At 68.8% G+C, this 10820-nt stretch carries 9 protein-coding genes; 6 read left to right on the top strand and 3 right to left on the bottom strand.

The annotated features are described in order from the left end of the window. From VNE60_05810 to VNE60_05800, 3 genes are all read left to right on the top strand, one after another. Positions 1 to 2447: protein kinase (locus tag VNE60_05810; protein ID HVB31026.1), on the top strand; the 2447-nt coding region annotated here is incomplete at its 5' end. A gap of 24 nt (positions 2448 to 2471) precedes the next feature. Then, the gene (locus tag VNE60_05805; protein ID HVB31025.1) at positions 2472 to 3863 is read left to right on the top strand and encodes a chloride channel protein; all 1392 of its coding nucleotides are present in this window, start codon (positions 2472 to 2474) and stop codon (positions 3861 to 3863) included. 72 nt (positions 3864 to 3935) lie between these two features. Beyond that, positions 3936 to 4496, top strand: coding sequence for a hypothetical protein (locus VNE60_05800; protein HVB31024.1), 561 nt, complete (start codon positions 3936 to 3938; stop codon positions 4494 to 4496). A gap of 6 nt (positions 4497 to 4502) precedes the next feature. On the opposite strand, the gene VNE60_05795 is transcribed toward VNE60_05800, so the two are convergent. The 3 genes from VNE60_05795 to VNE60_05785 are packed head-to-tail and all read right to left on the bottom strand — an operon-like array spanning position 4503 to position 7261. Beyond that, complete coding sequence (locus VNE60_05795) at positions 4503 to 5183, bottom strand: ROK family protein (protein HVB31023.1); 681 nt, start codon at positions 5181 to 5183, stop codon at positions 4503 to 4505. Then, positions 5180 to 6634: a glucose-6-phosphate dehydrogenase gene (gene zwf, locus VNE60_05790; GenBank protein HVB31022.1), complete on the bottom strand. Its 1455-nt coding sequence runs from the start codon at positions 6632 to 6634 to the stop codon at positions 5180 to 5182. The genes VNE60_05795 and zwf overlap by 4 nt, the downstream gene beginning before the upstream one ends. 21 nt (positions 6635 to 6655) lie before the next feature. Continuing rightward, the gene (locus tag VNE60_05785) at positions 6656 to 7261 is read right to left on the bottom strand and encodes a flavodoxin domain-containing protein (protein HVB31021.1); all 606 of its coding nucleotides are present in this window, start codon (positions 7259 to 7261) and stop codon (positions 6656 to 6658) included. Positions 7262 to 7424: 163 nt separating this feature from the next. On the opposite strand from VNE60_05785, the gene VNE60_05780 reads away from it, so the two are divergent. The 3 genes from VNE60_05780 to VNE60_05770 all read left to right on the top strand — a co-directional run bounded on the left by VNE60_05780 (position 7425) and on the right by VNE60_05770 (position 10662). Next, complete coding sequence (locus VNE60_05780) at positions 7425 to 8396, top strand: ATP-binding cassette domain-containing protein (protein ID HVB31020.1); 972 nt, start codon at positions 7425 to 7427, stop codon at positions 8394 to 8396. A 4-nt stretch (positions 8397 to 8400) separates the two neighbouring features. After that, a complete protein-coding gene (locus VNE60_05775; protein HVB31019.1) occupies positions 8401 to 9171 on the top strand; it encodes an ABC transporter permease in 771 nt (256 codons plus the stop codon). A 183-nt stretch (positions 9172 to 9354) separates the two neighbouring features. Further along, a complete protein-coding gene (locus VNE60_05770; GenBank protein ID HVB31018.1) occupies positions 9355 to 10662 on the top strand; it encodes a DUF3300 domain-containing protein in 1308 nt (435 codons plus the stop codon). Positions 10663 to 10820: the final 158 nt, after the last annotated feature.

The raw sequence follows: 10820 nt of genomic DNA, 5'->3' as shown, positions 1-10820 counted from the left end.
TGGGCGCGGTGCTCGGCGCCGAACGGTTCCTCACCGAGATCAAGATCTCGGCGCGCCTGGATCACCCGCACATCCTCACGCTCATCGACTCGGGCGACGCCGACGGCATGCTGTACTACGTGCTGCCGTACGTGCGCGGCGAGACGCTGCGCGAGAAGCTCGTCCGCGAACATCAGCTGGGGCTCGACGAGGCGTTGGCGATCACCAAGCAGGTGGCCGGCGCGCTGGACTACGCGCACCGCCAGGGGCTGGTGCACCGCGACATCAAGCCCGAGAACATCCTGCTGCAGGAAGGCGAGGCGATGCTCACCGATTTCGGCATCGCGCTCGCCATCAAGGAAGCCGGCGGCAACCGCCTCACGCAGACCGGACTGTCGCTGGGCACGCCGCAGTACATGAGCCCCGAGCAGGCCACCGGCGACCGCGGCATCGACGCCCGGGCCGACGTGTACTCGCTGGCCTCGGTGCTGTACGAGATGCTGGCCGGCGAACCGCCCGTGACCGGCGCCAGCGCGCAGGCGATGATCGCCAAGCTGATGACCGAGAAGCCCACGCGTCTGCGCGTGCTGCGCGACACCGTGCCGGAGGGGGTGGACGCCGCCGTGGCCAAGGCGCTCGCCAAGACGCCGGCCGATCGGTTTGCCACCGCGGACGAATTCGCGCGGGCGCTCGATGCCGGGGTGACCCGCGCCAACGCCGCCGCCACGGCGCCCGCGGCCAGGAGCCGCATGCCGCTGCTCGCCGGCGCCGCGGTGCTCGTGCTCGCGGTGGGCGCGGCCGCCTTTGCCATGCGCGCGCGGTTGGGCCACCACGGCGCCGGCGCCTCGCTCGGGCAGAAGACGCAGCTCACCGTGTCCGGCGGCATCTACTTTCCGGCGATCTCGCCCGACGGGAAGCAGCTGGCCTTTGCCGCGCGACACTGCAGCGGCGCCGATTGCACCTACTCCGTGATGGAGCAGGACGTGGGCGGCACCACCACGCGGTCGATCCTCGACGGCGCCACGTCCGTGTACGACCTCCATTGGAGTCCGGACCGGCGCAATCTGATCTTCTACGGCACCGCGGGCGGCCGGTCGGGCAGCTATCTGGTGTCGGCGCTCGGCGGACCGCCGCGCTTTCTCACCGTGGGCGTGGCGGCCTTCTACGCCGACGGCGACTCGCTGCTGCTCGGCTCGTCGAATGCGCAGGACTCCGTGTACTGGGTGGGGGTGGCCGGACTGGACGGCGTGGTGCACGACAGCATCGCCGTGCGCGGCAAGGGGCAGATGCTCGCGGGCCTGTCGGCGATCCCTGGCACGCGGTGGATCCTGACGCTCATCATCCAGGCGCCGCACGGCCTCTGGCAGGTGATCGGCCGCGACGGCAAGGTGGCCGACCACGTGGTCAACCAGTGCACGTGCGGCGGCATCGGCACCGTGGATGCCGTGTGGCTCGACCGCGCGGGCGACGCGGCGGGAGAGTCGATCGTCCGCATCGCCATCGACCCGGCCACGGGGCACCTGGCGGCGAAGCAGGACACGATGGTCACCGGCATCTTCACCAACGTGTCCATCACCGCCGACGGCGCGAAGATGGTGATGGACCAGGGAGCGCTGGACTACGGCGTGTGGACCACCACGGTGCCCGAGCTGGTGCAGGGCCGTCTCACCGAGGACCACCGCATCGCGCATGCGTCGAACAGCGTCCTCGCGTGGGTGTCGCCCGACGGCGGGCGCCTGCTGGTGCGCCGCGTGGTGCCGACCACCGGCGATCACACCGAGGCGCGGTTCAGCGTGCGTCCGTTCGACGGAACGGCCGAGACGCCGCTCCCGGCCACCGGCGCCATCCAACGTGCCACGTGGGTGGACTCCACCTCGGTGGCCACCGTGGTGTTGACGTCGAGCGGGAACACGCACTTTGCCGTGGTGGACGTCCGTACCGGCGCCGAGCGCGACGGGTTCGACGTGCCCGATTCCTCGGTCACCGGCGCCGTGCCGGTGGCGAACGGTTGGGCGTGGATCCCGATTGCCCGAAACCGGCTGCTCATCGAGCAGAACGGCAAGCGGCGGACGGTGGCGCTGCCGGCGTGGTACGCGTCGATCTTCTCGGTGATTCCGGATTCGGCGCACGGGCGCGTGTTCATTGCCGGCTTCAACCGCTCCACGAGCGACACGCTCGGCGTGTCGGCCGTGAACGTGGCCGACGGTGCCACGACGCCGTGGGCGTCGTCATTTGCCGAGGACGGGACGATCTCGCCACTCGACGGCGGCGGCGTATTCCTGGCCGCGCACCGCACCGAAGACGCGTACGAGCTGTATCGCCTCACGGGCCCGGGCGCGATGCAGCGCCTGGGCGCGCCGCCGGTGCCGCTCTTCCAGATCAGCGTCTCGGGCGATCTCAAGCGCGCCACGGCGGTGCAGCGCAACTACGATGCCGACGCGTGGATGTACACCGTGGTGAAGCGCTGAGCTGGTGGTCGGATCCGACCCACGATGACGTTCAAGTCGAAAGTGCTGGACCATCCGCTTCTGCGAAAGTACTCCGCCCTCGTTCGCGAGGACCTGGCGGCGACCTACTCGCGCGATCTCCATAAGTGGCTCGTGATCGCTCCGATCCTGGGGGTGGCCACGGGCCTGCTCATCACGCTCGTCGCGGCGGTGATCCTGCAATGGATGTGGCCGCCCGTGCTGCACCTGTATCTCGCGCATCCGATGCTGATCGTCCCGGGCATCACGCTGGGGTTCATCATCGCCGGGCTGATCATGCAGTACCTCACGCCCAACCCCAACGAGCACTCCACCGAGGAGATCATCCGCTCGTACCACGAGCACCAGGGCGTCATCGACATGCGCCCGTTCGTGCCCAAGCTGATTGCCGCGATCGCCACCGTGGGGTTGGGGGGCAGCGCCGCGCTCGAAGGCCCGAGCATCTACGGGGGCGGCGCGATCGGGTCGTGGCTCTGGACCCGGCTGCGCAAGCTCAAGCTCGGCCCGCGCGACCGGCGCATCATGCTGATCAGCGGCGCGGCGGCGGGGATGTCGGCGGTGTTCCGCGCTCCGCTCACGGGTATCATCTTCGCGCTGGAGATGCCGTACAAGGACGATCTGGCGCACGAAGCGCTGCTGCCCTCGCTCATCGCCTCGGTCACGTCGTACGCCACGATGGCGGCGTTCCTCGGCGCCAAGCCGCTGTTCGACTTCGGCAGCGGCGCCGCGTACACGCGCCGCGATCTGCTCGGGTCGGCGGTGCTCGGGCTGGTGTGCGGGCTGGCCACCATGGTGTTCACGATCACCTTCCGCCGATTCCGCGCGTTCGCCGTGCGGTCGACCATGCCGCACTGGCTCAAGATGGCGGCGGGCGGCGTGCTCACCGGCGTGTGCGGCCTGGCGTTCGTCTCGATCTTCCGCGACGGGCTGGTGCCGGTGGGGCCCAATTACGAAGCCGCGGGGCAGATATTGCGGCAGGCGCACAGCTCGCTGGAGCTTGTGACCTTCGGCACGCTCAAGTTGCTGGCCACGCTGTTCTCGCTGGGCGTGGGCGGCGTGAGCGCGGCGTTCGTGCCGCTGTTCCTGACCGGGAGTTCGTTCGGCGCGGCGTTTGCGCAGTCGGTGGCGCACAGTGCGTCGGTGGACCTGTTCGCGGCGGTGGGCATGGCGGCGTTCATCGCCGGCGGATACAAGGCCCCGCTCACGGCGGTGGTGTTCGTGGCCGAAGCCACGGGCGGCCACTCGTACATCATTCCGGCGTTGATCGGCGCCGCGGTGGCCTACGCGGTGTCCGGGGAGTCGTCGATGTCGGCGGACCAGTGGCTCCATGAGGGAGTGCGTACGGCCACCACGTGGGGCGCCGCGGATGAAACCAATGCGCCCCCGTCCACGTCATGAGGCACAGAACCTCCGGCTGCGGTCGGTCGGCGAACCTACGCTCCGGCGTCGGAGCGACGTCTCGAGGGTGCCATGAATAACGAGTCCAGAAAGTGGGTGGCGCGCGGGGTGCAGATCGCGCTCGTGGTGCTGGCCCTGGCGTTCGTGGGCAACTGGCTGCGCGCTCGCCTGATGGTCCATAATGACCTGCACCTGGCGGCCGTGGTGCCGCCGCCCGATTCGCTGGGCCCGGGCGACCTGCGCATCTTCAATTCCGACAGCACGGTGGACGTGATTCTCACCGGAGACCGGATCCTGGCCGGCCTCTCGCCGAAGATGGTGGCCAAGGTCCGCACCCAGTTGGACTCGGGAAACAAGACGGACACGGGCCTGGGCGGAAGCATCGCGACGATGGTCAAGAAGACGGTGGCGGGCGCCATCAACACGCACGCCGCGTTCTCGCTGGCCGCCGTGAAGGACGTGCGCTTCGACAACGGGCGCATGGTCGTCGACTGGGTGGACGGGTCGCAGCACGATCTGTTCGGACATACCAACGTGAACGGCCGTCAGGAGCAGAACTCGTTCCGCGCCGAGGACGTGCAGCGGTTCAGCGCCGCCGTGAGCGCGCGCAAGAAGGCACTGGGCCAGCCGTAGCGGCGGCTAGGCGTCCCACATCCGGAAGCCGCCCTTGAAGGCGTTGTCGTTGCTGCCGCGACGCGCCCCCGGGGGAAGCGTCTCGAGCTGGGCCGCGTTGCCGCCGCCGAGCACGACGTCATCGGCTTCGAGCGCCGCCTTGAGCATGGCCACCACGTCGAACACGTGCTTGCGCCACTTCTTCTTGCCCAGGCGCTCCAGCCCACGCAGGCCCAGATAGTCCTCGTAGCTCTTGCCGTTCTTGTAGGGCAGGTGGGCCAGCTCCATGGGCTCGAGGACGCCGTCCACGATCATCGCCGATCCCAGTCCCGTGCCCAGCCCGAGAAAGAGCATGCGTCCGCTGCGGTAGCTGCCCAACGCCTGCATCGCCGCGTCGTTGATGATCCGCACCGGGCAGCCGAACGCTCTGGCGAAATCGAACTTCACCCATCCGCCGCCGAGGTTGTACGGCTCGTGCAGCGGACGTCCGTGCACCACGGGGCCCGGATAGCCCATCGAGATGCGGTCGAAGTCCCAGTCCTGCACCGCCTGTTTGACGTCGCGCACCATGCGCTGGGCGGTCATCGTGGGGCCCGAATCGAACTTGCGGTGCACGCGCTTGCCCTGCACGAGCATCTTCACGTGCGTGCCGCCCACGTCGAGCACGAGCACGCGGCCGGCGCCGTGCCGGCGCTGGCGCGTCGTCACAGGGAAGGCTCCGCGGCCGCTCCCGTGGCGAGCACCGGCGCGTGCCAGCCGCCGTCGGCCGCGGTGAGCGCGTCGGCGGCAGCGGGTCCCCAACTGCCGCACGCGTACGGCAGCGCCGCGGCGTGCGTGTCGATCACGGGATCGACCACGATCCACGCGGCCTCCACGGAATCCTCGCGAGCGAAGAGCGCCGCATTGCCCACCATCGCATCGCCCAGCAGCCGGTCGTAGGGCGCGCGCTCGTCGGGCTGCGCGTCGAGCAGATAGAGTTCGCGCTGGTCGCCCACGAATGCCTCGCCGGCGCGCTTGACGCGCGCCGCCAGCGCCACGGCGGGGCCGGGTGACAGCCGGAAGCGAATGTAGTTCGTGTGGCCCGACGTCTGATCCGAATCGGCGAACAACTTCTGCGGCGGCGGCCTGAGCTCCACGCGCACCTCGGCGGCGGTTTCGGCCAGGCACTTGCCGGAACGCAGATACCACGGCACGCCCGCCCAACGCCACGAGTCGATCATGAGGCGCAGGGCGCAGTAGGTCTCGACGTCGGAGTCGGCGGCCACGCCGGGTTCGTTCCGGTACCCCGTGAACTGGCCGCGCACCATGTCGTCGGCGCGCAGGAGGCGCATGGATTGGAACACCTTGGCCTTCTCGTCGCGCAGCGCTTCGAAGCTGCCGGTGGACGGGGGCTCCATGGCCAGCAGCGCCACCACCTCGAAGAGATGGTTCTGGATCACGTCGCGCAGGCAGCCGGCGGTCTCGTAGAACGCGCCGCGTCCCTGCACGCCGAAGTCCTCGGCCAGCGTGATCTGCACGTTGGCCACGTGGTGGCGATTCCAGATCGGTTCCAGAAACGTGTTGGCGAACCGGAAGTACAGGATGTTCTCGATCGCTTCCTTGCCCAGGAAGTGATCGATGCGGAAGATGGACGCTTCGGGAAACACCGTGTGCGCCACGCGATTGAGTTCGCGCGCCGAGGCGAGGTCGCGGCCGAACGGCTTTTCCACGATGACGCGCGCCCCCTCGGCCAACCCCGCCGCGCCGAGCGCCGTGATGACCGTCTCGAAGAGCACCGGCGGAATGGCCAGGTAGTGGGCCGGGTGCGCGGCGCCGGCCAGCGCCTGCTTGAGCGCCTGGAAGGTGGCCGGGTCGGAATAGTCGCCGTCCACGTAGCGCAGCAGGCCGAGCAGGCGGTCGAAGGCGGCCGGGTCGTCGATGCCGCCGTGCGCAGTGATGCTGTCGCGGGCGCGGTCGCGAAGCTGATCGATGGTCCAGTGCGAGAAGGCGACGCCGATCACCGGCACGCGCAGCGAGTTGCGCTTGACCATCGCGTACAGCGCCGGGAAGATCTGCTTGTGGGCCAGATCTCCGGTGATCCCGAAGCACACCAGGGCGTCGGACGGCGCGCGATCGTCGGGTGCAGTCGGCTTTACAGAATCTTCACGAGAGTCCGTCATGCGTAGAGGCATGCGAACATCCTAGGCGGTACTCTCCGAGAATGCGAGCGCCCCATGCGCGTGGCCGGCGCGTTCGGCGCTGGTCTGCACCGCCTCGGCGAACTGCTCGGCGAACCGCGTCACCTGCGTCCAGTCGGTGTACTCGTGGTCGCGCGAGGTATCGGTGGACTGGCCCTCCTTGCGGCTGATGCGCTTCATGAACCAGCGCAGGGCGAAGTTGTACCTGGTGAACGCGATCGTGCCGGCAAACGACGCGGTCATGGACGGCTGCCAGCCGGCGCCGTGGCAGAACTTCTCCAGCAGCCGTTGCGCCGCGGCGCGCTCGAGCGGGTTGTCGCTGCCCGCCGACCCGCTGACGGCGAAGAACGCGCTGGGCATGGCATTGAGCGCGGCGGCGTGGCGGCGCACGAACGCGGCGACGTACTTCTGGTACCCCTGCATGATCAGGGACGCGCCCACGAGCACGCCGTCGAATTGCGCAGGACGGAGACCCGCGGGCAACCGGTCGCCGGCGAGGAGCGTCACGTCGAGTCCGCGTTCCACGAGCAACTGCCGGATGCGACCGGCGATGCGGGCCGTCTGGCCGTAGCTGGTGCCGTACACGATGAGGATCCTTGGCGGCGACATGCGTCCTCCCGGGTAGAGCGGCGCCGCGCAGGGACGCCGCGGGGTCTGCCTGAACGTTAGGCCGCGGGGGCGCGACCGCCGCTCGGGGATTCCCGGGAAGCGGTGTGGCGCTTTCCCTCACGCCGGCCCCCGGGCCGCCGAGTACATTTCCGCTCGACCCAACGTGGCGCGCCCGGTGCCGATCATCCAGACGCAGCACCTCACCAAGCGGTACGAGCGGCTGGTGGCCGTGGACGATCTCAACCTCGACGTGGAGGAGGGAGAGATCTTCGGTCTGTTGGGGCCCAATGGCGCGGGCAAGACGACCACGTTGCTCACGCTGACCACGCTCATCCGCCCCACGTCGGGCACGGCGACGATCAACGGCTTCGACATCGTCCGCGAGCCGGGCCGGGTGCGGCAGTCCATCGGCATCGTGTTCCAGGATCCGAGTTCGGACGACATCCTGACCGGCTACGAGAACCTCAAGGTGCACGGCATGCTGTACGGCATGCCGGTGGCGCTGCGCGAGCGGCGCATTGGCGAGGTGCTGGAGCTGGTGGAGCTCACCGATCGCAAGGACGATCTGGTGAAGAAGTATTCGGGGGGCATGCGGCGCCGCCTGGAGTTGGCGCGCGGATTGATGCACGATCCCAAGGTGCTGTTCCTGGACGAGCCCACGCTGGGGCTGGATCCGCAGTCGCGCGAGAAGGTGTGGGAGTACGTGGAGAACCTGTCGCGCCAGAAGAAGATCACGGTGATCCTCACCACGCATTACATGGAAGAGGTGGACCGGCTGTGCGACCGCCTGGCGATCATGGACAGCGGGCGGATCGGCGCGCTGGACACGCCGGCCAATCTCAAGCGCGTGATCGGCGGCGACATCGTGGCCATGCGGGTGCGCGAGCCGGATCTGGACGCGCTGGGGCGGATGCCCTTCGTGCAGAAGGTGGAAGCCAAGGGGCCGCTGGTGATGCTCACCGTGACCGACGCCAGCGAGCATCTGGCGGAGCTGCTCCGCGCCGTGAGCGGCGTGGAGGCGGTGGAGGTGCGCTCGCCCACGCTGGACGACGTGTTCCTGCACTTCACAGGGCGAGCCATCCGCGAGGGATCGCCCGAAGGTGGGTGGGCCGAACGCATGATGCGCCGCCGGTGATGCGATGAACGACCTCAACGGCGTGCGCGCCATCTGGTACCGGGAATACAAGGTGTTCCTGCGCGAGAAGTCGCGCATCGTGGCGTCGATCGTGAACCCGGTGCTGTGGCTGTTCATCTTCGGCGGCGGGCTGGGGAGCAGCGTCTCCATTCCCGGCACCAACTACCAGGCGTTCATCTACCCGGGGATCCTGGCGCAGGCGGTGCTGTTCTCGTCGATCTTCTTCGGCGTGTACATCGTGTGGGATCGCAAGGTGGACTTCCTCAAGGAAGTGCTGGTGGCGCCGGTGTCGCGCACGGCGATCTTCGTGGGCAAGGTGGTGGGCGGGGCCACGGACTCGCTCCTCCAGGTGATGATCCTGTTGCTGCTCGGCGTGGCGCTGTCCGCCACGGGGACGATCACCGGGCTGCGGCTGGACGCGGCCTCGCTGCTGCTGGCGTTGGTGGTGCTGGCGATCACGACGGTGGCGTTCGTGAGTGTGGGGCTGATCATCGGGTCGCTGATGGAGAGCCCCGAAGGGTTCCAGTTGATCTCGAGCTTCGTGGTGTTCCCGATCTTCTTTCTGTCGGGGGCGCTGTTTCCCATCGGCAAGCTGCCCGCGTGGCTGGCGCCGTTCACGTTGCTCGATCCGCTCACGTACGCGGTGGATGCGCTGCGCCGGCTGATGCTCGGTACGTCGCAGTTCCATCTGGCGTTCGACGTGGGCGTGCTGTGCGCGTTCACCGTGTTGGTGATCGCGGCGGGGACGTACGCGTTCGAGCGGATGAAGGTGTAGTCGCGCTGATTGCGCGGCCGCCGGACCCTGGCCGTTAACCCTTCGAATTGGCGGTTTTGCTCCCCCCAAGCTGTCAGCTAAATGACAGTGCAACATCCAGTTGCGCCGGTGTATACAATCACGTGGACGGGCTGGACAGAGCCGGTCGCAATGGGTAGGGTTCCCCCAAGGGAGGAGGTGGCCATGCGCAACACTTTGTCTTCATCACTGCTGCTCGGTGCGGCGTGCGTGCTCGCGCTGCAGACGGCCGTCGTGGCGCCGGTTGGCGCGCAGGATGCGATGGCTGCGCAGGGGCAGCCGGCGGCGTTCTCGGTGGACCAGCTGGACAATCTGGTGGCGCCGGTGGCGCTGTATCCCGATCCGCTGCTGGCGCAGGTGCTGCTGGCGGCGACGTTCCCGGATCAGATCCAGGAGGCCGCGCAGTACGTGCGCGCCAACGGGACCGACGGCATCGACGGCCAGTACTGGGACGTGAGCGTGAAGGCCGTGGCGCACTATCCGTCGATCCTCAATACGATGGACACGCGGATCGACTGGACGACGTCGCTGGGCCAGGCGTACGCCAGCCAGTCCACCGACGTGATGCAGGCGGTGCAGCACATGCGGCAGCTGGCGCAGGCGCAGGGCAACCTGCAGACCACGGCGCAGCAGCAGGTGGTGGCCGATGCCGGGAACATCCAGATCTGGCCGGCGCAGCCGCAGGTGATCTATGTGCCGGTGTACGACCCCTCGGTGATCTACTGCCAGCCGGTGTTCTACCGCGCGGGGTTCAACTCCTATTTCAGCTTCGGCGTCGGGTACCCGATCGGCGCGTGGTTGATGTACGACTGGGATTGGCCGGCGCGGCGGATCGTGTACACCGGATGGTACGGCGGCGGGTGGATCGCGCGGTCGCGTCCGTACGTGCGGCTGAGCGGCGTGTACGTGAACCCGAGTTACCGGCGCATCGACTACGATCGCAACGTGGTGTACCGGCATCCCGACTACAACAACATCCATCGCTACGATGCCATCCATCGCGGGGTGAACTACAACAACCTGATGGCGAGCAACGGCCCGCGGTACGCGGTGCCGCGTGACGGGCACGGCGTGGTGTCGCGTACCGGCGGCTATCGGCAGCCGGTGTTGGTGACCACCGGCGCGCACGAGCGGAGCGCACCGGCCACCTGGTCGGGCACGCCGCGCCGGTATCCGGAGGCCGGCACCCGCACGGCGCAGCCACGTTACACGCCGGCTCCGCAGGTGTACCAGCGCAACGCGCAGCCGCGTTACACGCCGGCTCCGCAGACGTACGAGCGTACCGCGCAGCCGCGTTACACGCCGGCGCCGCAGACGTACGAGCGTACGGCGCAGCCGCGCTACACGCCGGCGCCGCGGTCGCAGCCGGTGTACCGTGCTCCGTCGCGCCCGGCGTACTCGGCGCCGCGGGCTCCTGCGCCGCGGGCTCCGGCGCCGAGTGAGCAGCACCGCAGCGCGCACCGCGGCGGATGAGTCAGCGGCCGATCCAGTAGTTGACCTTGAGCTGGAAGACGTTGATCGGGCGGTCCTGGAACAGGGCCGCCCGATCGCGTCCCAGATCGAAGCTGCCGTCCACGCTGGACCCCGAGCGCTGCTGCTGCCACACGAGATAGATCGTGGAGCCGGGCCGG

It is taken from the genome of Gemmatimonadaceae bacterium (assembly GCA_035533755.1).
Lineage (GTDB): Bacteria > Gemmatimonadota > Gemmatimonadetes > Gemmatimonadales > Gemmatimonadaceae > JAGWRI01.
This window is presented reverse-complemented; position numbering and strand designations above follow the sequence as displayed.

Coding starts and splice junctions, on each gene's coding strand:
- zwf (HVB31022.1), bottom strand. CDS start 6,634: ATGACGGACTCTCGTGAAGATTCTGTAAAGCCGACTGCACCCGACGAT.
- VNE60_05800 (HVB31024.1), top strand. CDS start 3,936: ATGAATAACGAGTCCAGAAAGTGGGTGGCGCGCGGGGTGCAGATCGCG.
- VNE60_05770 (HVB31018.1), top strand. CDS start 9,355: ATGCGCAACACTTTGTCTTCATCACTGCTGCTCGGTGCGGCGTGCGTG.
- VNE60_05775 (HVB31019.1), top strand. CDS start 8,401: ATGAACGACCTCAACGGCGTGCGCGCCATCTGGTACCGGGAATACAAG.
- VNE60_05805 (HVB31025.1), top strand. CDS start 2,472: ATGACGTTCAAGTCGAAAGTGCTGGACCATCCGCTTCTGCGAAAGTAC.
- VNE60_05785 (HVB31021.1), bottom strand. CDS start 7,261: ATGTCGCCGCCAAGGATCCTCATCGTGTACGGCACCAGCTACGGCCAG.